Below are 22,279 nucleotides of genomic sequence, written 5' to 3'. Positions count from 1 at the left end.
CGGCCTCACAGCCGGTACCCGCTCCCCGGCACGGTCACGATGACGGCGGGCCCGCCGAGCTTCGTCCGCAGCTTGCTCATCGTCACCTTGACCACCGTGGTGAACGGGTCGGTGTTCTCGTCCCAGGCCCGCTCCAGCAGGTCCTCGGTGCTGACGACCGTGCCGCGCGCCTGCATCAGCACCTCCAGGACCGCGTACTCCTTGCGGGACAGCGGCACGGGACGCCCGTCCCGGAACGCCTCCCGCCGCGCGGTGTCCAGGGTGATCCCGCCGTGCTCCAGCACCGGCGGCAGCGCCGCCGCGTTCCGCCGGGCCAGCGCCTTGACCCGCGCCACCAGCTCGTCGAACGCGAACGGCTTGGCCAGGTAGTCGTCGGCGCCCAGGTTCAGCCCGTCGACCCGCTCGTGCACCGCGCCCGACGCGGTCAGCATCAGGATCCTGACCGCCGCGCCCCGCTGCGCCAGCTCCCGGCAGATCTCGTCACCGTGCACCCCCGGCAGGTCGCGGTCGAGCACGAGGACGTCGTAGTCGTTGACCGCGAGCCGCTCCAGCGCCCCGTCCCCGCCGTAGGCGACGTCCACGGCCATCGCCCGCTTCCGCAGCCCCTCCGCCACCAGATCCGCCAGGAACCGCTCGTCCTCGGCCACCAGAACCCGCATCCTCCCATTCCCCCAGAAACCCCATAAGCCCCCGGTTAACCCCACCCCCGCGGCGCGGCGAGGCCCTCCCGCGGGCCGGGCGGCGGCGCCGACCGGGGAGGGGCATCCCGATGGACGCGCGTCCCGTGATCATGGACGATCGGCGACGCGACGCCGGTCGTCCCGGCTAGCGGCCGGGGGTGTCGGAGGTGAGGGAGACGAGGAGGGTGTTGAGGCGGGTGACGAAGGCGGCGGGTTCCTCGATGCGGGCGCCGCAGGTGAGGACGGCCTGGTCGAACAGGACGTGGGCCCAGTCGGCCAGGCGCGGGTCGTCCTGCCCGGCGTTCAGCCGCTCGATCAGCGGATGGCGCGGGTTGATCTCCAGGATCGGCTGGTTCGGCAGGCCCGAGCCCCGCATCCGCTGCACGAGGGCGAACTCGGTGTCGGCCTCGTCCGCGACGATGCAGGCGGGGGACGTGGTGAGCCGGGTGGTCACGCGCACGTCGAAGGCCCTGCCGTCCAGGTGCTCCTTGAGCCTCCCGACGAGGTCGGCGCAGCCCGCGTCGTCCTGCTCGGCGGCGTCCTTGTCGGCGGTGTCCTCCATGTCGCCGAAGTCGGGCGGGCCCTGGGCGACCGACTGGAGCCGCTTGCCCTCGAAGTGCGGCAGGGCCGTGACCACGAAGTTGTCGACGGCGTCGTCCAGCAGGAGCACCTCGATGTCCTTCGCCCGGAACGCCTCCAGATGGGGGCTGGACGCGGCGTCGGACAGGCCGGGGGCGAGCAGGTAGTAGATCTTGTCCTGGCCGTCCTTCATGCGGGACGCGTAGTCGGCGAGCGAGACGCCGGTGCGCTCCGTGGAGGTGAACCGGAGGAGCCGGGCGATGTCGTCGCGGTGGGCGGGGTCGTCCGGTATGCCCTCCTTCAGGGTGGCGCCGAACTCCGTCCAGAAGGTCGCGTACTTCTCGGGCTCGCCCTCGGCCATGTCCTTGAGCAGCCTGAGCACCTTCTTGACCGCACTCGACCGGATGTGGTCCATGGCCTGGCCGCCCTGGAGGATCTCCCGGGAGACGTTCAGCGGCAGGTCGGCCGAGTCGACGACGCCGCGGACGAACCGCAGGTAGCGCGGCATCAGCCGGTCGGCGTCCTCCAGGATGAAGACGCGCTGCACGTGGAGCCGCACGCCCTGGAGCGACTGCGGCAGCCACAGGTCGTACGGGGCCTGCGACGGGACGTACAGCAGCAGCGTGTACTCGTACCGCCCCTCCACCTTCGCGTGCACGTGGGCGAGGGGGCCGGAGAAGTCGTTGGTGAGCTGCCGGTAGAAGTCGTCGTAGTCCTTGTCGGTCAGCTCGCTCTTCGGACGCGCCCACAGCGCCGTGGCCTGGTTCACCGGGGTGTCGTCGCCGCCCAGCAGGATCGGCCGGCCGATGTGGTCGGAGTACCGCTTGATGACCGAGCGCAGCCGGTGCTCGTTGAGCAGCTCGTCCTCGCCCTCGCGCAGGTGCAGGACGATCGTCGTGCCGCGTTCGGCGCGCTCGACCGCCTCCAGCGTGTACTCGCCCTTGCCCTCGGACGACCAGCGCACGCCCTCGGCCGCCGGCAGTCCGGCGCGCCGGGTCGTCAGCGTCACCCGGTCGGCGACGATGAACGCGGAGTAGAAGCCGACGCCGAACTGGCCGATCAGCGCCGTGTCGCCGCGCGCGTCGCCGCTCCTCGCGCGGAGGAACTCGGCGGTGCCGGACCGGGCGATGGTGCCGATGTTGCCGATCACCTCGTCGCGGCTCATCCCGATGCCGTCGTCGGCGATGGTGATCGTGCGGGCGTCCTTGTCGAAGGCGACGCGGATCCGCGGCTCGTCCTCCGGCTCCGTCCCGGCCGACTCCGGGTGGGTGAAGCGCTCGATCCGGAACCGGTCGATGGCATCGGACGCATTGGAGATCAGCTCCCGGAGGAATATCTCCTTGTCGCTGTACAGCGAATTGGCCATCAGGTCGAGGATCTGGGCCGCCTCGGCCTGGAAGCCGAACGTCTCCTCCGCCGGCAGTGTCACCGCTTACCCCCTGGTCGACGCCCTTCGGACGACCCAACAGAATAGAAATGGCGCCGGACCCGGTCAACCGTTCGCCGTCGGCGCCCGGCGGCTCGGCGGCTGCCGTCGGCTCCGGCGCGGGAGAATGGCCCGGGTACGGCGTCGCTGACGGGGAGGAGGGCGCGGGATGAGGATCGTCGTCGACGACCTGTCCGGGCCTCGGGTCGCGGAGTTCCTGGCCGAGCACCTGCGCGAGATGCGGTCGGTCACACCGCTGGAGAGCAAGCACGCCCTCGATCTCGACGCGCTGCGCAAGCCCGACGTCACCTTCTGGTCGGTGATGGACGGCGACGCCGTCGTGGGCTGCGGAGCCCTCAAAAGGCTGGACGTGTCCCACGCCGAACTGAAGTCGATGCGCACGTCCACGGCGCGCAAACGGGGCGGGATCGCGTCCATGCTGCTCGGGCACATCGTCGCCGAGGCCGAGCGGACGGGCTTCGCGCAGGTGAGCCTGGAGACCGGCTCGGACGAGTTCTTCCTGCCCGCGAGGAAGCTCTACGAGAAGTTCGGGTTCGTCTATTGCGAGCCCTTCGCCGACTACCGTCCCGACCCGAACAGCGTCTTCATGACGAAACGGCTCGCTGGCACCGGGCCCGGTGGGTACGAAGTCCGGTAGCGACGACATCTCCCTCTGAGGAGGGGACATGGACTTCAAACTGGAACTCGTGCAGGTGCCCGTCTCGGACGTGGACCGTGCGAAGACCTTCTACACCGAGCAGGTCGGGTTCAACGCCGACCACGACCACCGGGTGAACGAGGAGGTCCGCTTCGTCCAGCTGACCCCGCCCGGGTCGGCCTGCTCGATCTCCATCGGCGACGGCCTGGGCGGCGACATGCCCCCGGGATCCATCCAGGGCCTCCAGGTGGTCGTCGAGGACGCCGACGCCGCCCGGTCCGAACTGGCCTCCCGCGGGGTCGAGGTCAGCGAGGTCCACGACTTCCCCTGGGGCCGCTTCGTCTTCTTCCAGGACCCGGACGGCAACGGCTGGAGCGTCCAGCAGCCCCCTCGTCCCGCCTGACGCGGCGCCGTCACTGCTGTCTGAAAAGGGTGGGTATGTACGGGGCTGAGGTTCATCGGCGGACGTATGGGTATCCGCCGGAAAAGTAAGCATCATCGGGGGGAGGACTCATGCCTCAAGAGACCGGTCACGCCACAGGGACCAAGGACAAGGACTACAACATCACCTGGTTCGTCGAGCAGTGCCTGAGCAACGCCCTCAGGCTGGACACCTACATCGACGACGCCGAGCGCGAGGGCGACGTCCAGCTGGCCGACTTCTTCCGCCGCGCGCAGGGAGAGAGCCGCAAGGGCGCCGAGCAGGGCAAGGAGCTCCTGAAGGAGCGCCTCTGACCGGGTGAGGGCACCCGCCCGGGCGCCCACCGCCCGGGTGGGCCCGGCCCGCCCACGCGAGCCTTCGCCGCCACCGCCACCGCCGGCCAGGTCAGGCGGCGCAGGCGAGGCACGTACGGGCGGCGGGCCGGGCGGCCAGCCGCTCCGCCCCGACCGGGCCGCCGCAGCGTTCGCACACGCCGTAGGCGCCGTCGCCGAGCCGTCGCAGCGCGTCGTCGATGTCGGCCAGATGCGCGCGGGCCCGGCTCAAGGACGCCTCGATCCGGGCGCGTTCGAAGGCGATGGTGGCGCCCTCCGGGTCGTGCTCGTCGTCCACCCCGGTCTGCGCCGACGCGTCGACGACACCGTGCCAATCGCGGCTCAGCGACGCGATGAGGCTCACCGTGCCGACGCGATCCGCGATCAGCCGTTCCTCCGCCGTGCTCATCTCCGTTTCAACGCCCGCCGCGCCGCCTCCCATTCCGGCCGCGGCGGCCGCCGCCTCCCCATATGCTGCGAGCACCGTGCCGCCGGCGCGGGTCTCGGCCACGACGATCGTGAGTTCAGCGGAAGGAACCTCATGCGTAGCGGCTGGACGGACCTGCCCGATGAGCTCCGGGCCGAGATCCAGGCCACGACGGGCCGGGTCAAGAGCATCGAGCCGGCCCGCAGGGGCAACCACGCGGACTTCGCCTCCACCCTGCACGGCCCGGACGGCTCCACCTTCGTCAAGGCCGCCAGGAAGCCGGCGGACGGCGACGGCCCCGAGGCCATGTCGCTGCGCCGTGAGGCGGCGGTCAACCCCTACGTCGCGGAATTCGCTCCCCGGCTGCGCTTCCAGGTCGAGACCGGGGAGTGGGTCGCCCTCGGGTTCGAGCGCGTGGACGGCCGTCCCGCCGACTTCGCGCCGGGCTCGCCGGACCTGGCCGTGTTCGCCAAGACCCTCCACGCGATCCAGGCCACCCCGTGCCCGGACGTCGTCCAGAGGGCGGTGGAGCAGTGCTGGGCGTCGGCCGGCGAGGACGTCTCCGCGATCGCCGGCTCGGCGCTCGTCCACACCGACCTCAACGAGGACAACCTGATCATCACGTCCGACGGGCGCGCCTACGTGGCGGACTGGGCGTTCGTCGCCCGCGGCCAGGCATGGGCCGAGCTGGGGCTCCTGATCCCCTGGCTGCTCAAGGCGGGCCACACCCCCCGCGAAGCGGACGCGTGGGTGTCGCAGTTCACTTCGTGGGCCGGCGCGGAGCCGTCGCACATCGCCCTGTTCTCGCGCGTGTTCGCCGAGAGGTGGCGAAGGAGCAGCGAGACCCTCTCCGCCCCCTGGGTCGCCGAATACGCCGCGCTGACCAGGCGGTGGGCCGACTACAAGCTGGGGCCGCGGGGTCAGATCCAGCCCATGTGAGACGGCTGGGGGAAGCCCCGGTACCAGCCCCCGTAGGCCGTGAGCATGACGAGGGCGGGCGCGAAGGCGGGAAGCAGGACGCGGCCCAGGTGCTGCCGGGTCCGCCACCCCCACACGGTGAAGGCGGCGGCGACCGCGATGCCCATGAAGGCGGTGGCGCCCTCGATGGAGTTCGTGGTCCAGGTGACGGCGACGCCGAGGCTGAACGGAAGGTAGAGCAAGGTGCGCGGCGGTGGCGTGCGGGCGAACGCCGTGGCGAGGGCGGCGAAGACGAGGGCGGTTCCGGCGTACCAGAGGTAGTGGCCGACGGTCTCGTCCCAGAGGTGCGCGGTGGGGCCCGGGGCGGTGTTGTAGACGGAGTTGGCGGCGAGGTGGATGCCGTGGCCTTCGGTGTACGTGACGGCGCCGACGAGGTAGAGCGTCCAACCGCGGCGGTCCGCCCCGGCGGCGCGGAGGGCGGCCGCGGCGGAGAGCAGCACGGTGTAGGGGGTGAGGACGTCGATCCAGTCGCCCCAGCGGGTGTGGCCGACGTCCCCGAGCGGCGCGACGGCGAAGCCGAGATGGTGCGCGACGTTGTAGAGCAGGACGGTGGCGACGAGCCATCGCCGTGCGTGCACCCGGCGCGACGCGGCCAGGGGAGTGGACGTCATGTCGGCAACGTAAGGCACCCACGCTGCAGTTGGCGGTGAAGCTGCCGTTCTACAACCTGTCGAAGCAGACCTTCCGCGATCGGCAGTGACCCCGCGCAGGGCAGATGGTGAGTGGTTGCTGCTGGCGCGAGGGTTGGGTCTCCGTGCGGTGAGTGGCGGGCGGTAGGCGGGTTCTGGGTGTGGGCCCGGAGCGGTTGCCGGTCTGGGGGACTGTCGGTGGCCTGCGCAGGGTTGGGGGAGCGCAGGCACCGGAACGGCAACCGCTCCGGGTGTTCAGAGGCGCTTCGTCGGAAGCAGCCTTGGGAGCGGCGTGTTACTCCCTCGCGCCCCACATACGGGGACAACACGCCGCAGTCACGGAGCCAGGGTTCTGGCTGGGTTTCCGGTCGAAGTGTTAGACGGTGTTGGCTTGCGGTGTGTTGCTCTTACCGGGGGTCTCATAAAGGCAACGCATCGCAAACAGGTTAGTGCGTAGTGGTGCTGCCCCGGGGGTGGGGGCCGGGTGGGGGCCGGGCCTATCGGTGTTTTCCGACGTAACTGTGGTCGGCGATCCCCATGCGTATGAAGAGAAGCAGCATGCATATGGCGAAGAGCGCGAGGAGCGAGCCGCCGGTGATCGCCAGCGCGGAGATCATAGCGTCTCCTCGATCTTGCGCTGATTGGCGAGAGCCCCGATGAGCTGCTGATACGTGTCCTCTACAAGGGTGGCGCAGAGGCCGTAGTAGATCTCCTGCTGAGTCAGCCGATGGTCGATGCGGGTGGCTACGAGGCATCCCATCGTCGGGGGCCGGCGGATGTGCCACGCGGGATATTGCTGCTGGAGTCGCTGGCGTTCTTGATCGTTCACGGGTCGAGGTTCCCTGCGAATTCGGTTGGGCGTTTCAAGGGAAAGCCTTGCAGGGAAGAGTTACTCTGAGCTACGAACCGCTCACCCCCCCAGCGAGCACCCGAACGAGGCGGGCGACACCCCGAGCACACGGGCCGACACCCGGGAGACACCCGATGGCACCCACACATCAGCATCTACGAGCCTGTGCTTATCACTGGGCTGTTCCAAACCGAGGAGTACGCCCGCTTGGTGTTCGGCACAGGGCTGCAGCCTGACCGGATCGATGAACTTGTGGCGATCCGGATGGAGCGGCAGGCGGTGCTAACGGGCCCCAGACCCCCCGTGGTGGTCCTACTTATTCGCGAGTCTGTTCTCCGTGACGTCCCACAGGAGGTTCGCTGTGGGCAGTGCAAGCGGCTGCTGGACATCGCTGGCCTACCGAATATCTCCATCCAGGTACTTCCGGCTTGCGCGAATGTCTTCGAGGCGACCGGGTTCCAGGTCCTTACCTTCGAAAGATCCACGGACGTCGCGTACATCGAAGGAGCTGGCGGAAATGGTCAGATGCTCGCGGACGCAGTTGCAGTTCAGAACCTTGCCGTGCTCTTCAATGTGGCAAGATCTGAGGCACTGTCGGCGACGGAATCCGCCGCCCTGATACAGACCATCATGGAGGACACGTGAGTACCCCCGACCTGTCATCCAGCAAGTGGCGTAAGAGCACGTACAGCGACTCATCAGGCGGCAACTGCGTTGAGGTTGCCGAAGGTGGATCGGTTGTGGCCGTCCGGGACTCGAAAGATCCGGACGGGCCGAGGCTGGCGTTCGGGCGCGCGGCGTTCAGCATGTTCGCGGACGACGTCCGCGCCGGGCGGTACGACCGGTAGCTGAGCCGCAGCAGCATGGAGGGCCTCACGCTCATGATCCGGCGTGAGGCCCTGGGGATCGTAGGAAACCGCGAGCCTGCCCCGCCTCCGATGGGGTGACAGGGCATGGCCTGCTGGGTGAGGCGGGAGAACGGCGGAGTTGCGTCCTGCCCCTCCCGCCGCGGACGGCGTGGCCCGTCGGAGCGCGGTCAGCGCGTCGGGTGCCGACCCGGCTAACTTCCTGGCGCAACTGGCGAGATCGATGGTTGCCCATCCGAGAGCAGCGTCATGGAGCGGCGCGGCCGCCAAACGCCGCCCTCGTCGTGATTCCTGATAATCAGATCTGGCGTGGAGGCGTGGCAGGGGGCGCGCTGGAAGGATCTGTCGCCGAACATGTCCGGCATGACCACCGCTACGGCGGGGCCCCCGAGGGCGATCGCAGCCAGAGTCATGATGCCCGACAGGCGCAGAGCTCTCAGGGGGCGGCTCCGCACTGTGTCGGGCCTGGACGTGGCCACGTCCTCCCAAGGAGAAAGCAGCGGGCCGACCTGCGGGGACGGTTCTGCGGTGCTCGGCTCGCCCGGCCTGCCCGGAAGAGGCAGTCCGCTGATCAGCGCGAGAGCCTCGGCGGCGGTGGGACGGTTCCTCGGGTTCTTTTCGAGCAGCCTCGTGATCAGGACTGCGAGAGGGCCGGCGTACTTCAGCGGCGGGGTGGCCCAGTCGGACACCGCGTCGCGGGGAAACGGCAACGCTCCCTCCACACACCGGTACAGGGTGACGCCGAGGGCGAACAGGTCGCTCGCCATGTCGCTGTTCTGGCCCGCCCGACGTTCTGGGGCGAGGTACTCCGGTGTGCCGATGCGCTGGCCGAACGGTGTGATCGAGGTGTCGGCCGGGTGTACGGACAGGCCGAAGTCGCCGAGAAGAGCCTCGCCGTCCTTGGACAGCATGACGTTCGCGGGTTTGACGTCGCGGTGCAGGATGCCCAACCTGTGTGCCGCTTCCAGCGCCTTCAGCAGCAGCGTCGCGATCTTCAAGGTCTCCTCGGCGGACAGGCGCCCCACCCGCCTCAGCCGTTCTTCGAGCGAGTGCCCGTCGACCAGACGCATGACGATGAGGGGCACGCCGTCTTCGTTCACCACGTCGTACGTGGTGATGATGCATGGATGGTCGCGAAGACGCATCGCGTTCTTGGCCTCCCGCTCGGCCCGGGCGAGCAGTTGCGTTCGCTCATCGGGCGAGAAGCCGTCCCCCAGCCGCATGGCCTTGACCGCCACGTCCATCTCATAGTGCATGTCGACGGCCTTCCACACATCCCCGTAGCCGCCCTCACCCAGTTTTCCTGTGATCCTGTACCGCCCATGGATGAGCCGGCCGGGTTGCATACGTGACAAGCGCCCTCCATAAATCAGTCCGATCGGCGCGGAAATCTCGGGCCCTTACGGAATGGGCTCGCGCGCGCGGAGATCTAGGGTAGCCCATCATGTCGGTCGCCCTGGTGTGATCGATTGAGTATTTATTTGTGTCGATGTTGTGGGAAGCTGTATGTCTATGTTGCCGTAAAGTGCAGGAGATCGTGCGATTCACGGGCAATGTGATGACATTCGTCCTGTTCCTGTAATCATGCCGTCGTATGATTGCGATGGCAGGGGAGCGGCGGCCGTGCCGCAGGGCGCCCTGGTCGCGCGGCCGCCGTCCGGTGGACGACGGCCGGGGCGCGATCGTTCGGACCGGGACTCCACCGGAGCCGACCGACCCCGCCGGGCCTCGTGCGCTTCCCGGCCGCGATCCGCCCGCAGCCGAACATGAGATCGGCGACGCCGACAAGATGATCACGGAATTCGGACAGGTCCGCTGCCCTAAACGGACGCAGATACCTCATCCCAAGGTGCAGCCCGTAAGGTCGTCGACTGTGGTGCGGTTTCAGGTGAAGGGTCATTTATATGAGGTCGGATGCAGGTTCGATCTCCGGCGGAGGCGCGTCTTCGAACGAGATGGAGACAAGTGTGACTCGCGACTCAGAGGCCGGGCAAAGACTGCTTATAATTGGCGCGATGCCATGGTCAGGGCCGCGATCGCCAACGATGGGAGGCCCCATGACGCGCACGTCGACACCGATCCGTCCGGAGGGTCCGCGGAGACCGGAATCGTCCTCCACGCCGGGCAGGAAAGATCTTATTTCCGCACTGCGAGACCCCGACATCGAGGCGTTCATCGACAAGGCGAGCCCGCTGTGGCGGCGGGACGCGCACCGCGTCGGGGTGGCGGAGCGGACCATGGAGACACAGGTTCGCCTGCACCTCCCGGCCCTTCCGCGCGAACTGCTCACGCGACCCGCCGTCGGTGACGTGTACGAGCAGGTGCGGGTGCAGGCGGTGGTGCGCTCCGCCGAGATCGGCATGGCATCGGTCGACGCGGCCTACGAGGCGCATTTCTCGATGCTGGCGGGGGGCAGCAAGGTGCGCCGCGACCTCGCCTTCGAGGGCGACCACGGCTACCGGCTGCGGTTGGCCTGCGGTCAGGTCACGACGCGCGCCGGCCAGTTCATCCAGTCGAGGCTTCACTATCTGCGCAGCGCCAGAAGCGACACGACACTCGAGTTCGGCCTCTTCGTCCCCGGCGCCGCCATGCCGATCGCCTATGCGGCGTTCTCTCCGGTCGACCGGCCCTACGTTCTGGACGCCCTGCGAGCCGTGGACGTGAACGCCGAACCGCGCGAACTGCTCATCCTCACCCGCATGCACGGCCTGCCGGACATTCCCCACAACATCATGAGCCTCATGCTGGGGCGCGCCTTCAAGCACATCCGCGACGCCGAGCGGGCCAAGTACGTGATCACCGCGTTCAACCCGATGCTCGGCTTCGAGGGGACGACGTTCCACGCCACCGGCTTCCGGCCCTTCGCGCTCGCGCCGGTGGTGTACGCCTACGACGACAACGGCTACTTCTCGACCCGGAGACTGCGGCGCGGGCAGCGCACCCAGGAACTCGACGTCCCCGGCAACCTGCTTCTCCTCACCGGGGTGACCCGCGACGCCAAACGGGCCCTCGCGCGAATACCGGAAAGGATCCACAGGATCCCCGACGGGCGGCATCGCGAGGAGTCCCTGCCGCGCCGCCGGTTCTCCCCGCACGACCCCGACTGCCTGAACCGCCTCATGGAGTACCGGAAAGAGATACAGGCGGCCTGGTCCGCGCGGACCGCGCATCCGCGGTACACGCTGGAGTACCAGGATCCGGCCGACCCGCGGGGGCAGTGCGGGGTCGCCTCCGTATGGCTGGCCCGCGCTCTGCGCCACGAGTTCGGCGTCGAGTCCACCTACTGCTACGGGCAGTTGAAGAGCACGAACCCGGCGATCTCCTCGGTCGAGCACCATTGCTGGGTCGAGATCGGAGAACGGCCCGATCCGTTCCGCACGATCATCGACCTGACCTGCGACCAGGCCACGGGCATGGAAGGCCCCGTGCTTTGCGGCAGGCATCAGGACCTCGCCGCCGACGGGCTCAGTTATAACTCTGTATCTCGCTTGAGACTTGACGAACTTCCCAAAGACCGGGTTTGGCGGAGGTTCATCGTGCTGAGCGACGAGAGTGACACCGAGGCGTGATCGGTCGCCACCGTGACGGTGCCGGCCCCGGCTGCCGTACGATAAGCTAAATTGCAGGTGTTATAGCAATAAATCGGGCCACTGCCGTACCTCCGGAAAGTCACGGATCTGATGACCGCAGACGCGCGCCCCGGCGTCCTCCTGCTCTCCTCCAACCTCCGCAGGCGCTACGCGGAGGACATTCTCACCGCCCTGTCGCTGCCGCGCGGCGCCCTGCTGCGCTTCCGCTACGAGGCGGAGTACGTGGCGCCCGACCTGCAGACCTGCATCGCGGACGGCTCGGTGATCAGCCGCCGGACCGTGATCGCGTTCGTCGCGGACGTCGACGAGCCCGCGCCCTTCCTCATTCCGATCCGGCTCGCCTCGGTCGTCCGGACCGACAAGGTCGCGGACATGATCGTGCTCCAGCTCAGCGTGGAGGACTACGCGAACCTGGAGGACCTGCCGCTCACCGAACAGGAACTCGCCGCCTCCGGAAAGGCATGGCTGGACAAGCTCAGGGAACGCAACGGCGGCCGGTACTATCCGGCGGTCACCAAATTCCCCGACCTGCGCATCCATGAGGGCGGAGACGACGACGCCAAATGGCTCGGCATAGCCCGCCGCCTATCCATGCACGACACCTTCGCGCATTCCTATTTCATGCGGGTCTCTCAGCCGCTGCTCGGCAACGGTGCGGCAATGGACTTCGACGACCAGGGCAGGCTGGCGATATCCGACCGCCGGTCCGCGCGGCTCCCGGTCGTCTTCTACTCCAAGAGGTACTCCGACGACGTGCCGCGGACCCTGTCGTGCGTCACGGACGGAACGTTCCTGCGCGTCTCGTCGGACGACGCCTACGACGTCGCGTCCAGGTACGACTCGGTGGAGTTCTGGCTCCAGCCCGAGACCATGTCCTTCGACGCCCTGACCCGGGTCACGCTGCGGCTCGGCGGGCCCCAGGACGGAGGCGCGGGGGCCGGGTCCCGCGCGCTGACCACGCACGCGTGGTTCCCGGTCATCGTCCGCCGGTCGCGGCGGCGGCTGTCCTTCCGCGTCGCCGGCAGCATCGCGGGGGCGTTCCTGGTGGCCCTGCCGGCCATCCTCGGGCAGGACTCGCCGCTCTGGGCGCGCATGCTCGCGGCCCTCACCGGGGCGGCGTGCATCGCCTACGCGACGGTCGTGTCGGCGCGAGGGGGGAAATGACCCGCTACCGCGGCTCGCCGCCCGACGCGCCGTCGGAGAAGAAGTGCGGCCGCTCGGCGAACTCGGCGCAGAGATCGTCGAAGACGCCGATGAGCTCCGGGAAGGCCGCTTGGATCTTCTTTCGCGCCCTCAGTTCGGTGCGCTTGTACTCGCCCCAGGTCGGCCTGACCGGGTGGTGGTCGCCGATCAGCACCATCGCGTGGGGGAGGAGCTTGTCGAGCGCGTAGACGAACCGGCTCTCCCTGTCGTCCTGGTCCGCATAGGCGTCCAGCGTCGCGATGAGGTCCGGGAAGAGGTCACCGAAGTTCTTCGCCAGCTGCTCGCGGGCCTCGGTCTCCCGTCGCGCCTTGCCCGCGCGCACTTCCTCCTGCGCGTACACCGACACGTCCCCCGCATAGATCTCCGGCAGATCGTGGACGAGCGAGTACTTCGACACGAGCGCGGTGTCGAGCGTGGGATCGACCAGCGGCGCGATGCAGATCGCGGCCAGGCCGAGCGAGAACGAATGCTCCGCGTCGTTCTCCTGCCGGTTCCGGTCGAAGGGCATGACCGACGTCCGGTTGACCAGCAAGGTGGGGACGGCGAGATCACGAACGATCCGCACGATCATGCGTCCGTCGACCGGCTCCGGCCGGCCCTGATCGTCGGCGTCATCTCGCTGGGGCACCGTCATCGATACTCTTTCCCGCTCTGCCGCCGTACAGCGATGGTGTCGAGAAGCATGGTGCCTCAATGGTAAGTCGTGATCATTGCTGCCGTCCGGCGTATCGGCACTGGTCGGAGCCATGGGCAAGTCTGTTGGCTTCGTCAACATTGTGAAAGCTCGGGCCAGATGATCACAGTCGGCGCGGGATGCCCGGTATCGGGTCACATGGTCGGCAAAGTGGGGGCCGCGAGCGCGAAGGTGACGGGAGCGTGCTGCTCGCCGCGGGGGAAGCGGGGCACGGCGGTTCGTCCGGGCACTGCGGGCGGATGGGCGGCGGCGGGCTCGCCGTCGCGGAGTTCGACGGCCCCCGCTGGGAGGGCCGCACCCTGTGCGACGTGTCTCCCGGCGGGGCCACCCTGGTCGGCACCGGAGACGTGGGCGGTCACGACGATGTCCGGGTGCACCGGTACCCGGACGGGACGCGCGCGCGGCGGGGCCGCCGTCGCCGTGAGGCCAGGGACTACCGAGAAACGGGTGGTCAGCGCTACATAGGGGGCGGATGGCGGGGGAGTAGTAGCCGTGTGACAGGGGGCGTTACGGGTGTACTCCGTGGTCGCGCAGGGGGCCCACGGTCAGGGCGGCCGCGCGGCATCGGGCGACGACCTCGGGGAGGGCGCCGAGGGTCGACTTCCATGCGCCGGGTGCCGCGGTGACGTCGCTGTCGTGCAGGAGGAGCGTCGCCCCGCCCGTGAGGCCCGGTGCGAGGGTCTCCAGCACGGAGGCGGGGGTGGCGGAGGCCGTCCAGTCCTTGCCCCAGGCCGTCCACAGGACGGGGTGCAGGCCCTGGCGGCGCGCTCCCAGGAGCGCCTCGGTGCTGAGGGCGCCGTACGGGGGGCGGTACCAGGACGGGGTCACGCCGCAGACGTCCTCGATGAGGTGCACCGTGTCCCGTATCCCGGCGGAGGTGCGGCCGGGGCGGGTCGTCAGGGTGTTGTCGTGGTGCCAGCCGTGCACGGCGATCTCGTGGCCTTCGCCGACGATGCGGCGGCCCAGGGACGGGACCCGGCGGAGCATCGTGCCGAGGACGAAGAAGGTCGCGCGGCAGTCCAGCCGGTCCAGTTCGTCCAGGAAGTGGGGCGTGGATCCGGGGTCGGGGCCGTCGTCGAGGGTGAGGGCGACGTGGCGGGGGCCGCCGCGCCCGGCGATGCGGGGCGTCAGGCGGCGGACCGGACGGAGCCAGGTGGCCGCGGGCAGGGCGTGGCCCAGCAGGGCGGGGCCCGCCATGGCGGGGCCCAGCAGGGCGGCGGTCAAGACGGCGCGGCGGGACATGCAGACAGTTTCACCGGGGGGAGCTCAACTCATGGGCAAGCGACTCTTAATTCTGACGGCGGGTATGGGCGCGGGGCATGACGCGGTCGCGGCGGAGCTGGCGCGCCGGATGGCGGTGCGGGACGTCGAGGCGTCCGTCCTGGACGTGCTCGACCTGGTCCCGCTGCGGCTCGGGGACGGGCTGCGGCGGATGTACGAGGGGATGGTCCGGTCCGCGCCGTGGCTGTACGAGGGGATCTACCGGTCGTTCTTCGTGTCCCGGCGCCCGCCGCCCGCGTCGCCGCTCACCGCGCTGATCGCGAGCCGGCTGGACGCGCGGATCCGGGAGCTGCCGCCGGACGCGGTCGTGTCGACGTTCCACGTCGCGGCGCAGGCGACCGGGCGGCTGCGCGACTCGGGGCGGCTCACCGTGCCGTCGCTGGTGCTGGTGACCGACTTCGCCGTCCACCGGTTGTGGCTGCACGCGGGCAACGACCGCTACCTGTGCCCGGACGAGCGGGCCGCGCGGACGGTGACGGAGCGGACGGGACGTCCCGCGTCCGGGCACGCGCCCGTCGTCCGGCCCGAGTTCCGGCGCCGGCGGGGGACCGGGAGCGCGCTGCGGGACGCGGCGGGGGCGCGGCCGGACGACCGGATCGTACTGATCTCCGCGGGCGCGTGGGGCGTCGGGCGGGTCGTGGAGACGGCGCAGGGCCTCGCGGCGTCCGGCCGGTACGTGCCCGTGGTGCTGTGCGGGCGGAACGAGCGGCTCCGGGAGCGGGTGTACGGGCCCGCGCTGGGCTGGCGGGACGACATGGCGGCGCTGATGGCGGGCGCCTACGCGCTGATCGACAACGCGGCGGGGCTGACCTGCCGGGAGGCGTTCGCGTGCGGGCTGCCGGTGATCTCCTACCGGCCGATCCCGGGGCACGGCCGCGACGGCGCCGCGGCGATGGCGCGGGCCGGGGTGAGCTGCTACGCGCGGACGCCGGGGGAGCTGGTCGAGGCGCTCGACCTGCTGGCGGACGGGGCGGCGCGGAGGTCCCGCGCCCGGCGGGCGGCCGCGCTGTTCGACGCCGTCCCCGCCGAGCGGGTCATACGCGCTGCGCTTGGCTGACGCTGTGCTCCTCGTGCAGCAGCGGGGATCGGGCGATGCCGATGCTGCCGAGGAGGATCAGCGCCAGGCCGGCGGCCTCCAGGATGATCCACGGCCCGCCGCGGACGTCCTCGCCGAACAGGTAGACGCCGAGGATGATGCTGGCGACGGGGTCGGAGATGGTCAGCGCGGGCTGCACCGCGACGAGGCTGCCGCTCTGCAGCGCGTTCTGCAGCAGGAAGAGGCTGATGAGGCCGGCCAGTGCCATGGCGTAGACCTGCCAGGACGTCAGGACCGTCTCGATCCCGTCTTCGAGCTGGCGGGTGGCCGTGTTCATGAACGCGGCCGTCAGCGCGAACCCGGTCGACGTGGCGATGCCCAGCAGCACCGCGCGGGCGGGCCGGTGGATGGCCCATGCCACCGCGATGAGCCCGGCGACGGCGCCGACCGTGCAGACCATCGCGACGATCCACGCCGAGGTGCTCGGCAGGTGGTAGTCCTCGTCGGGCGAGAGCGCGAACAGCAGCACGGCCAGCCCCACGGTGAGCAGGACGACGGCGGGCCACGGCACGCGTTTCAGCCCGCGCGGCGCCAGCCACGCGATGAGGATCATGGTGAACGGCAGCTCGACGGCCAGCAGCGGCTGGACGAGCGACAGGCCCGCGATCGACAGCGCCGCCGCCTGGAGCACGAACGCGGCGATGAGCGCCACGATGCCGCCGAGCCACATCGGGCTGCGCAGCAGGTCCAGGATGAGCGCGGGCTTGAAGGCGTCCGACTCGGGCGCGGCCTTGGCGACCCGCCGCTGGAGCACGGACGCGATGGCGTTCGAGGCTCCGGCGAGCAGCGCGAGGACGATGGCGATCATCGGTACTCCACCCCGTCAGCCGACACGGACGGGTGCTCGCCGGGTTTGCCCAGGTACGGCGACCGGCCGAGGACGATGATGCCGCCGACCATCGCGGCGAGCCCGAGCGACTCCAGGGCGAGGTCGGAGACCTCCAGCTCCACCCGCTCCCCGAAGATCACGATGCTGAGCGCGATGCCGGTGAGCGGCTCGGCCGCCGTGGTGGCGGGCAGCGAGATCCGCAGCGGCGCCGCGTCGAACGCGCTCTGCGCGAACAGCAGCCCGAGCGCCCCGATGAACACCAGGCCGTACGGCTGCCAGGTCACCATGGTCTTGGCGAAGCCGTCGTCGGACACCACGAGGACGCTGCGGGTCAGCGTGTCCTGGAGCCCGTAGAGCAGCCCGGCGCCGCACGCCAGCAGCATCGCGCGGACGCGCAGGTCGCGGTGCAGGCCGCCGAACGCGCACAGGGCGACGAGGCCGAGCACCGCCCCGCCCGCGAGCCAGCGCGGCGAGTGCACGCCGGGCAGGTCGCCGCCGTGCGGCGTCCCGATCCCGAGGAACGTCGCGACGCCGCCGCACAGCAGCAGCGCCCCCAGCCACTCGTTGCGGCCGAGCGGCTCCCGGTAGATCACGTGCGCGGCGAACAGCGCGAAGATGAGGTTGACCGTCAGCACCGGCGTGACCTCGGCGACGTCGGCCATGTTCAGCGCGAACGCGAAGATGATCTGGCCGACGATCATCGAGGCGATGCCGGTCAGCCACAGCCGGCTGCGCAGCAGGTCCAGCAGCAGCCGCGGATGGAGGATCTGCTCCAGCGGTTCCCGGAAGGCCGCATGCTGCTGCGCCACGAACCCGAGCCCGATGAAGCACGCCGCCACCACGGCGATGCCCATGCCGAGAATGCTCATCCGAATCCACGTTTTCCCCCGACCGACTGGACGGTGCTTGATGCGCCGGTGCGCGATGCGGGGCCTGCCGGCGGCGCGCCGTGCGCGTCCGAGCCCCCCGTTGACCAGCCGCTACCCGGATACTCGACCGACAACCCGGGTGCGCCCCCGCGGGTCCGGCGTGCCGCGCGGCGGGGGCCGTCCGATGCCCCGCCCTGACCCGGCCTTGCCCCGGACGTGAAAAGTCCGGCCACACGCGCCCGTGGCCGGATCCCCTCGGCGAGCCGCTACAGGTCGGTCGCGATGATCTTCTCGATGTTGCGTTCGGCGAGGGCCGTGATGGTGACGAACGGGTTGACGCTGGTGTTGCCGGGGATGAGCGAGCCGTCGATGGCGTACAGCCCGGAGTAGCCGCGCAGGCGGCCGTAGTTGTCGGTGGCCTTGTTCAGGACGGCGCCGCCGAGCGGGTGGTAGGTGAGGTGGTCGCCCCAGATCTTGTAGGCGCCGAAGAGGTCGGTCCGGTAGATCGTCCCCTCCTTCTTATTGATCTTGTCGAAGATCGTCTTGGCCATGTCGATGCTGGTCTGCTTCCAGGACTGCTGCCAGTTCAGCTCGGCCCGTCCCGCCGAGGCGTTCCAGGAGAACTCGCCGCGCTGCGGGGTGTTGGTGATCGACAGGTAGAACGAGGCGTAGGTCTCGATGCCGGTCGGCAGCGGCGCGACCTCGGCGAACGCGCCGCCGGCCGCCCAGTTGTCGATGCCGGCGGTGGGGATGGACGACTGGAGGCTGCCGGTCGCGTCCCACATGTGGTTGGCGCGGCCGCACATCACGTTGCCGTTGTCGCCCCAGCCCTTGCCGACCTCGCCGTTCAGGCCGGGCAGCGCGCCGGTCGCCCGGAGCTTGACCAGCAGTTTGCTGGTGCCGACGCTGCCGGCCGCGAAGAACACCCGGTCGGCGGTCACCGTCTTGCCGCCCGTGACGGCGCCGGACGTGTCGAGCTGCTCGATGGCGACCGTGTAGCCGCCGCCGGACGCCGGGGACACCGACGTCACCCGGTGCAGCGGCGAGATGGAGACCCGGCCCGTCGCCTTGGCCTGCGCCAGGTAGGTCTTCTGGAGCGACTTCTTGCCGTGGTTGTTGCCGTAGAGGATCTCGGCGTCCAGCGCCGACCTCGGCACCGCATTCGCCGCCTCCTGCTTCATGTAGTTGAAGTCGTACACGTTGGGGACGTAGACGAAGTCGAACCCCGAGCGCTCGGCGTGCTTGCGCCCGACCCGCGCGTACTTGTAGCAGTCGGTGGTGTCGAACCACGCCCGGTCGACCTCGTTGACGCCGAGGCCGGCGTTGGCGCGGGGGTAGTACACGCCGTACATCTCGTCGGCGTTGACCGACGGGAGGACGCCGCTGAACCGCGAGCGCTGCGGCGTCACGGCCATCCCGCCGTTGACCAGCGAGCCGCCGCCGACGCCGCGTCCCTGGTAGACGGTGATGCCGGCGAACTCCTCGGCGTCCAGGATCCCGGCGTAGCGGGGGACGTCCTTGTCGAGCGGGAAGCCGAGGAAGTTGCTGAGCGGCTGCTTCGTCCGGGTCCGCAGCCAGTAGGACCGGTAGTCGGGCGACCGGGTGTTGGCGAAGATCTTGCCGTCCGAGCCGGGGGTGTCCCAGGACTGGCCCATCTCGACCATGTGCACGTCGACGCCCGCCTGGGCGAGCCGCAGCGCGGCGACGGAGCCGCCGTAGCCGGTGCCGATGATCAGGACGGGCACGTGCGCGCCGTTGCCGATCGGCCCGGCCGCCCGGGCGGTGGCCGCGCCGGTGCCGCCCATCAGTCCGAGCCCCAAAATGGAACCGGTTCCAACGATGAATCCGCGCCGGGACATGCCGTCGGGTCTCCCGCTGGGCATGGCGAAGTCGCTCATGTGACTTCCCTCACTCTCACTGAGACTGAAACAGGTTCTATATCGAGAGGAGGGCGAAGTCACTAGCTACGCAAAAGTAACTTACGACCCGTCACCCTCACGTGTTGCCAGGTCACAGCCAGTGAACCAAGTGCTTGCTTGGCAAGTGATCCGGGCTTTGTTACATTCCGCCCATGATCTCCGCGATCGTCTGGGGCACCGGCAACGTGGGGCGACTCGCCCTGCGCGCCGTCGACGCCCATCCGGCGCTGAACCTCACCGGTGTGATCGTCCACGACCCGGGCAAGGCCGGACGGGACGCGGGCGACCTCGCCGGTCTCGGCCGCGGGCTCGGCGTGGCCGCGACCACCGACATCGACTCCGTCCTCGCCTCCGGCCCGCAGGCCGTCGTCTACGCGGCGTCCGGCGACATCCGCCCGGACGAGGCGCTCGCCGACATCCTGCGGGCGGTCCGCGCCGGCGCCGTGGTCGTCACGCCCGCGCTGTACGCGCTCTACGACCAGCGCAACGCCCCGGCGGAGATGCGGGAGGCGGTGCTGGACGCCGTCGCCGAGGGCGGCGGCTCGCTGTTCGTCTCCGGCGTCGACCCCGGCTGGGGCAACGACGTCCTGCCGCTGATGATCAGCGGGCTCGGCGGCGTCATCGACGTCATCCGCTGCCAGGAGATCTTCGACTACTCCACCTACGACCAGCCGGACTCCGTCCGCTACCTGGTCGGCATGGGCCAGCCCATGGACTACGAGCCGCCCATGCTCGCCGCGACCGTCCCGACCATGGTGTGGGGCGGGCAGGTCCGGCTGATGGCGCGCGCGCTCGGCGTCGAGTTGGACGAGATCCGCGAGACCCTGGACCGCCGTCCGCTGGACGACACCATCACCACCGCGTCCATGGGCGACTTCGAGAAGGGCACCCAGGGCGCGGTCCGGTTCGAGGTGCAGGGCATCGTGGACGGCGAGGCCCGCATCGTCGTCGAGCACGTCACCCGCATCCACCCGTCCTGCGCGCCGGACTGGCCCGTCCCGCCGGACGGCGACGGCGCGCACCGCGTGGTCATCGAGGGCGTCCCGCGCATCGAGGTCACCGTCGAGGCCACCGACGAGCACGGCAACCGCGCGTCGGGCGGCAACGCCACCGCCGTCGGACGCCTCGTCAGCGCCATCGACTGGCTCGTGGACGCCCGGCCCGGACTCTACGACGCGCTCGACGTCCCGCTGCGCCCCGCCGTGGGCAGGCTCGGAGGCACCCGCTCATGAACCTCGACGTCCCCGACGGCAAGGACCCGATCCAGTACGCGTGGGGCGAGCTGGTGCCCGGCATCGGCCCGGCCGCGTCCGGCCTCTCGCTCGCGGTGTACGCGCACACGACCCTCGGCCTCCGCGAGTTCGAGGCCGCCCGCCTGCGCATCGCGCAGATCAACGGGTGCGTGTTCTGCCTCGACTGGCGGACGGAGCGCGACGGCGAGAAGGTCGAGGAGGAGTTCGCCGGCGCGGTCGCCGAGTGGCGCACCACCGGCCGCTTCGACGACCGCACCCGCCTCGCCGCCGAGTACGCGGAGCGCTACGCGCTCGACCACCACGGCCTGGACGACGAGTTCTGGGAGCGCATGACCGCGCACTACACCCAGCGCGAGATCGTGGAGCTGAGCATGTGCATCGGCTCCTGGCTGGCGTTCGGCCGCCTCAACCGCGTCCTCGGCCTCGACACCATGTGCATGCTGCCCAAGCCGTAGGCGGGAGCCGCGAGAGCGGGCGGGCCCGGGGCCACCCCAGCCCCGGGCCCGGGTCGGTGACGGGTCCAGGCCGCGGACGGCCGGCCGCGCGGGATCCCGTCGATCCATAGCGAATCACTGCCTCGGCTAAAAATCAACTATTCCTATAGTCTTAGTAGGAAATAGTTTGCCCGGACTTGACGTGTACGCGTCGATGCAACATGCTTTGTCGACCAAACATGTAGGGAAAGTCTGGGAGAGACGATGCGCGCACGCAAGACCGGGGTCGTGCTGGGACTGGCCGCCGTCACCCTGGGGGCGGCGGCCTGCGGGGGGTCGGGGGACTCCGGGAAGGTCCGGCTGTCGCTGGTGTCCTACTCCACGCCCCAGGCCGCCTTCGAGGCGATCATCAAGGAGTACCAGAAGACGCCCGAGGGCAAGAAGGTCGCCTTCACCAAGTCGTTCGGCGCGTCCGGCGAGCAGAGCCGCGCGGTGGCGAACGGGCTGAAGGCCGACATCGTCGAGTTCTCCCTGGAATCGGACATGACGCGGCTGGTGGACGCCGGCCTCGTCGACGCGAACTGGAACTCCGGCCCGCAGAAGGGCATGGTCAGCAACTCCGTCGTCGTCCTGGCCACCCGCAAGGGCAACCCGAAGAACGTCAAGACCTGGGACGACCTGGTCAAGCCCGGCGTCCAGGTCATCACCCCGAACCCGTTCACCTCCGGCGGGGCGCAGTGGAACATCATGGCCGGGTACGGCGCCAAGGCGAACAAGGGCGCCGACAAGGCGGCCGGCACCGCCTACCTGCACGCGCTGTTCAAGAACGTCCCCGTGCAGGACTCCAGCGCCCGCAAGTCGCTGCAGACGTTCGCGGGCGGGAAGGGCGACGTGCTCCTCGCCTACGAGAACGAGGCCATCTTCGCCAAGCAGAACAACCAGCCGATCGACTACACGGTGCCCGACTCCACCCTCCTGATCGAGAACCCGGTCGCGGTGACCAAGAAGAGCGCGCACCCGGCTGAGGCCCAGGCGTTCCTGAAGTACCTGTACGGCAAGAAGGCGCAGGAGATCTTCGTCAAGAACGGGTACCGGCCCGTCGTGGACGGCGTCCCCGGCGCCGAGGGCTTCCCGAACCCGTCCGGGCTCTTCACGATCGCCGACCTCGGTGGCTGGCCCAAGGTCAAGAAGGAGTTCTTCGACCCCAAGGGCAGCATCATGGCCGACGTCGAGAAGGGCATCGGCGTCTCGGTGGAGGGCTAGCC

The 22,279-nt window shown here is 69.8% G+C and carries 23 protein-coding genes; 12 read left to right on the top strand and 11 right to left on the bottom strand.

Going from position 1 to position 22,279, the window contains the following annotated elements:
* Window positions 1-5 precede the first annotated feature (5 nt).
* Window positions 6-659 (bottom strand): response regulator transcription factor, encoded by a 654-nt coding sequence (locus ACA511_RS31305; RefSeq protein ID WP_375028266.1) that lies wholly within the window; start codon window positions 657-659, stop codon window positions 6-8.
* A 166-nt stretch (window positions 660-825) separates the two neighbouring features.
* Entirely contained in the window at window positions 826-2,688 is a 1,863-nt protein-coding gene (htpG, locus tag ACA511_RS31300) for a molecular chaperone HtpG (protein ID WP_375028265.1), read from the bottom strand.
* Window positions 2,689-2,854: 166 nt separating this feature from the next.
* On the opposite strand from htpG, the gene ACA511_RS31295 reads away from it, so the two are divergent.
* The 3 genes from ACA511_RS31295 to ACA511_RS31285 all read left to right on the top strand — a co-directional run bounded on the left by ACA511_RS31295 (window position 2,855) and on the right by ACA511_RS31285 (window position 4,078).
* Complete coding sequence (locus ACA511_RS31295) at window positions 2,855-3,343, top strand: GNAT family N-acetyltransferase (protein WP_375028264.1); 489 nt, start codon at window positions 2,855-2,857, stop codon at window positions 3,341-3,343.
* 28 nt (window positions 3,344-3,371) lie between these two features.
* Window positions 3,372-3,746 carry a glyoxalase superfamily protein gene (locus ACA511_RS31290; RefSeq protein WP_375028263.1) on the top strand — a complete coding sequence of 125 codons (375 nt, stop codon included), beginning with the start codon at window positions 3,372-3,374 and terminating at the stop codon, window positions 3,744-3,746.
* A gap of 110 nt (window positions 3,747-3,856) precedes the next feature.
* Window positions 3,857-4,078, top strand: a complete 222-nt coding sequence (locus ACA511_RS31285; RefSeq protein ID WP_375028262.1) for a hypothetical protein — start codon at window positions 3,857-3,859, stop codon at window positions 4,076-4,078.
* Window positions 4,079-4,169: 91 nt separating this feature from the next.
* On the opposite strand, the gene ACA511_RS31280 is transcribed toward ACA511_RS31285, so the two are convergent.
* Window positions 4,170-4,607: a TraR/DksA family transcriptional regulator gene (locus ACA511_RS31280; RefSeq protein ID WP_375028261.1), complete on the bottom strand. Its 438-nt coding sequence runs from the start codon at window positions 4,605-4,607 to the stop codon at window positions 4,170-4,172.
* Window positions 4,608-4,637: 30 nt separating this feature from the next.
* Here ACA511_RS31280 and ACA511_RS31275 point away from each other — a divergent pair, with 30 nt between their 5' ends.
* Window positions 4,638-5,462, top strand: coding sequence for a hypothetical protein (locus ACA511_RS31275; RefSeq protein ID WP_375028260.1), 825 nt, complete (start codon window positions 4,638-4,640; stop codon window positions 5,460-5,462).
* Here ACA511_RS31275 and ACA511_RS31270 read toward each other — a convergent pair.
* Window positions 5,444-6,112, bottom strand: a complete 669-nt coding sequence (locus ACA511_RS31270; RefSeq protein ID WP_375028259.1) for a hypothetical protein — start codon at window positions 6,110-6,112, stop codon at window positions 5,444-5,446. The two genes, ACA511_RS31275 and ACA511_RS31270, sit on opposite strands and share 19 nt — an antisense overlap.
* Window positions 6,113-6,743: 631 nt before the next feature.
* Window positions 6,744-6,959 (bottom strand): hypothetical protein, encoded by a 216-nt coding sequence (locus tag ACA511_RS31265; protein ID WP_375028258.1) that lies wholly within the window; start codon window positions 6,957-6,959, stop codon window positions 6,744-6,746.
* A gap of 168 nt (window positions 6,960-7,127) precedes the next feature.
* Here ACA511_RS31265 and ACA511_RS31260 point away from each other — a divergent pair, with 168 nt between their 5' ends.
* Both ACA511_RS31260 and ACA511_RS31255 read left to right on the top strand, forming a co-directional pair.
* A complete protein-coding gene (locus ACA511_RS31260) occupies window positions 7,128-7,625 on the top strand; it encodes a DUF5753 domain-containing protein (RefSeq protein ID WP_375028415.1) in 498 nt (165 codons plus the stop codon).
* On the top strand, window positions 7,622-7,828 hold the full coding sequence (locus ACA511_RS31255; RefSeq protein ID WP_375028257.1) for a DUF397 domain-containing protein: 207 nt from the start codon (window positions 7,622-7,624) through the stop codon (window positions 7,826-7,828). The genes ACA511_RS31260 and ACA511_RS31255 overlap by 4 nt, the downstream gene beginning before the upstream one ends.
* Before the next feature lie 212 nt (window positions 7,829-8,040).
* On the opposite strand, the gene ACA511_RS31250 is transcribed toward ACA511_RS31255, so the two are convergent.
* Window positions 8,041-9,192: a serine/threonine-protein kinase gene (locus ACA511_RS31250; RefSeq protein WP_375028414.1), complete on the bottom strand. Its 1,152-nt coding sequence runs from the start codon at window positions 9,190-9,192 to the stop codon at window positions 8,041-8,043.
* A gap of 711 nt (window positions 9,193-9,903) precedes the next feature.
* Here ACA511_RS31250 and ACA511_RS31245 point away from each other — a divergent pair.
* Together ACA511_RS31245 and ACA511_RS31240 are read left to right on the top strand one after the other, a co-directional pair.
* The gene (locus ACA511_RS31245) at window positions 9,904-11,415 is read left to right on the top strand and encodes a hypothetical protein (RefSeq protein ID WP_375028256.1); all 1,512 of its coding nucleotides are present in this window, start codon (window positions 9,904-9,906) and stop codon (window positions 11,413-11,415) included.
* A gap of 111 nt (window positions 11,416-11,526) precedes the next feature.
* Complete coding sequence (locus ACA511_RS31240) at window positions 11,527-12,600, top strand: hypothetical protein (RefSeq protein WP_375028255.1); 1,074 nt, start codon at window positions 11,527-11,529, stop codon at window positions 12,598-12,600.
* Between the two features lie 4 nt (window positions 12,601-12,604).
* On the opposite strand, the gene ACA511_RS31235 is transcribed toward ACA511_RS31240, so the two are convergent.
* Both ACA511_RS31235 and ACA511_RS31230 read right to left on the bottom strand, forming a co-directional pair.
* Complete coding sequence (locus ACA511_RS31235) at window positions 12,605-13,267, bottom strand: HD domain-containing protein (protein WP_375028254.1); 663 nt, start codon at window positions 13,265-13,267, stop codon at window positions 12,605-12,607.
* Between the two features lie 573 nt (window positions 13,268-13,840).
* Complete coding sequence (locus ACA511_RS31230) at window positions 13,841-14,575, bottom strand: polysaccharide deacetylase family protein (protein WP_375028253.1); 735 nt, start codon at window positions 14,573-14,575, stop codon at window positions 13,841-13,843.
* Between the two features lie 64 nt (window positions 14,576-14,639).
* Here ACA511_RS31230 and ACA511_RS31225 point away from each other — a divergent pair, with 64 nt between their 5' ends.
* The gene (locus ACA511_RS31225) at window positions 14,640-15,671 is read left to right on the top strand and encodes a hypothetical protein (RefSeq protein ID WP_375028252.1); all 1,032 of its coding nucleotides are present in this window, start codon (window positions 14,640-14,642) and stop codon (window positions 15,669-15,671) included.
* On the opposite strand, the gene ACA511_RS31220 is transcribed toward ACA511_RS31225, so the two are convergent.
* From ACA511_RS31220 to ACA511_RS31210, 3 genes are all read right to left on the bottom strand, one after another.
* A complete protein-coding gene (locus ACA511_RS31220; protein WP_375028251.1) occupies window positions 15,649-16,518 on the bottom strand; it encodes a DMT family transporter in 870 nt (289 codons plus the stop codon). The genes ACA511_RS31225 and ACA511_RS31220 overlap by 23 nt on opposite strands.
* Window positions 16,515-17,408 carry a DMT family transporter gene (locus ACA511_RS31215; RefSeq protein WP_375028250.1) on the bottom strand — a complete coding sequence of 298 codons (894 nt, stop codon included), beginning with the start codon at window positions 17,406-17,408 and terminating at the stop codon, window positions 16,515-16,517. Before ACA511_RS31215 ends, ACA511_RS31220 begins: the two co-directional genes overlap by 4 nt.
* Before the next feature lie 266 nt (window positions 17,409-17,674).
* The gene (locus tag ACA511_RS31210) at window positions 17,675-19,306 is read right to left on the bottom strand and encodes a GMC oxidoreductase (RefSeq protein WP_375028249.1); all 1,632 of its coding nucleotides are present in this window, start codon (window positions 19,304-19,306) and stop codon (window positions 17,675-17,677) included.
* A gap of 173 nt (window positions 19,307-19,479) precedes the next feature.
* On the opposite strand from ACA511_RS31210, the gene ACA511_RS31205 reads away from it, so the two are divergent.
* The 3 genes from ACA511_RS31205 to ACA511_RS31195 all read left to right on the top strand — a co-directional run bounded on the left by ACA511_RS31205 (window position 19,480) and on the right by ACA511_RS31195 (window position 22,277).
* Complete coding sequence (locus ACA511_RS31205) at window positions 19,480-20,559, top strand: dihydrodipicolinate reductase (protein ID WP_375028248.1); 1,080 nt, start codon at window positions 19,480-19,482, stop codon at window positions 20,557-20,559.
* Window positions 20,556-21,035, top strand: a complete 480-nt coding sequence (locus ACA511_RS31200) for a carboxymuconolactone decarboxylase family protein (protein WP_375028247.1) — start codon at window positions 20,556-20,558, stop codon at window positions 21,033-21,035. Before ACA511_RS31205 ends, ACA511_RS31200 begins: the two co-directional genes overlap by 4 nt.
* Before the next feature lie 243 nt (window positions 21,036-21,278).
* Entirely contained in the window at window positions 21,279-22,277 is a 999-nt protein-coding gene (locus ACA511_RS31195) for a sulfate ABC transporter substrate-binding protein (protein WP_375028246.1), read from the top strand.
* Window positions 22,278-22,279: the final 2 nt, after the last annotated feature.

This window comes from Actinomadura sp. GTD37, assembly GCF_041951365.1.
Classification (GTDB): Bacteria; Actinomycetota; Actinomycetes; order Streptosporangiales; family Streptosporangiaceae; genus Spirillospora.
This window is presented reverse-complemented; position numbering and strand designations above follow the sequence as displayed.

Bases quoted from the DNA above. Each gene is read 5' to 3' on its own strand.
- ACA511_RS31305 (WP_375028266.1), bottom strand. From the start codon at position 659: ATGCGGGTTCTGGTGGCCGAGGACGAGCGGTTCCTGGCGGATCTGGTG.
- ACA511_RS31295 (WP_375028264.1), top strand. From the start codon at position 2,855: ATGAGGATCGTCGTCGACGACCTGTCCGGGCCTCGGGTCGCGGAGTTC.
- ACA511_RS31290 (WP_375028263.1), top strand. From the start codon at position 3,372: ATGGACTTCAAACTGGAACTCGTGCAGGTGCCCGTCTCGGACGTGGAC.
- ACA511_RS31285 (WP_375028262.1), top strand. From the start codon at position 3,857: ATGCCTCAAGAGACCGGTCACGCCACAGGGACCAAGGACAAGGACTAC.
- ACA511_RS31275 (WP_375028260.1), top strand. From the start codon at position 4,638: ATGCGTAGCGGCTGGACGGACCTGCCCGATGAGCTCCGGGCCGAGATC.
- ACA511_RS31270 (WP_375028259.1), bottom strand. From the start codon at position 6,112: ATGACGTCCACTCCCCTGGCCGCGTCGCGCCGGGTGCACGCACGGCGA.
- ACA511_RS31250 (WP_375028414.1), bottom strand. From the start codon at position 9,192: ATGCAACCCGGCCGGCTCATCCATGGGCGGTACAGGATCACAGGAAAA.
- ACA511_RS31245 (WP_375028256.1), top strand. From the start codon at position 9,904: ATGACGCGCACGTCGACACCGATCCGTCCGGAGGGTCCGCGGAGACCG.
- ACA511_RS31240 (WP_375028255.1), top strand. From the start codon at position 11,527: ATGACCGCAGACGCGCGCCCCGGCGTCCTCCTGCTCTCCTCCAACCTC.
- ACA511_RS31230 (WP_375028253.1), bottom strand. From the start codon at position 14,575: ATGTCCCGCCGCGCCGTCTTGACCGCCGCCCTGCTGGGCCCCGCCATG.
- ACA511_RS31225 (WP_375028252.1), top strand. From the start codon at position 14,640: ATGGGCGCGGGGCATGACGCGGTCGCGGCGGAGCTGGCGCGCCGGATG.
- ACA511_RS31220 (WP_375028251.1), bottom strand. From the start codon at position 16,518: ATGATCGCCATCGTCCTCGCGCTGCTCGCCGGAGCCTCGAACGCCATC.
- ACA511_RS31215 (WP_375028250.1), bottom strand. From the start codon at position 17,408: ATGAGCATTCTCGGCATGGGCATCGCCGTGGTGGCGGCGTGCTTCATC.
- ACA511_RS31210 (WP_375028249.1), bottom strand. From the start codon at position 19,306: ATGAGCGACTTCGCCATGCCCAGCGGGAGACCCGACGGCATGTCCCGG.
- ACA511_RS31205 (WP_375028248.1), top strand. From the start codon at position 19,480: ATGATCTCCGCGATCGTCTGGGGCACCGGCAACGTGGGGCGACTCGCC.
- ACA511_RS31200 (WP_375028247.1), top strand. From the start codon at position 20,556: ATGAACCTCGACGTCCCCGACGGCAAGGACCCGATCCAGTACGCGTGG.
- ACA511_RS31195 (WP_375028246.1), top strand. From the start codon at position 21,279: ATGCGCGCACGCAAGACCGGGGTCGTGCTGGGACTGGCCGCCGTCACC.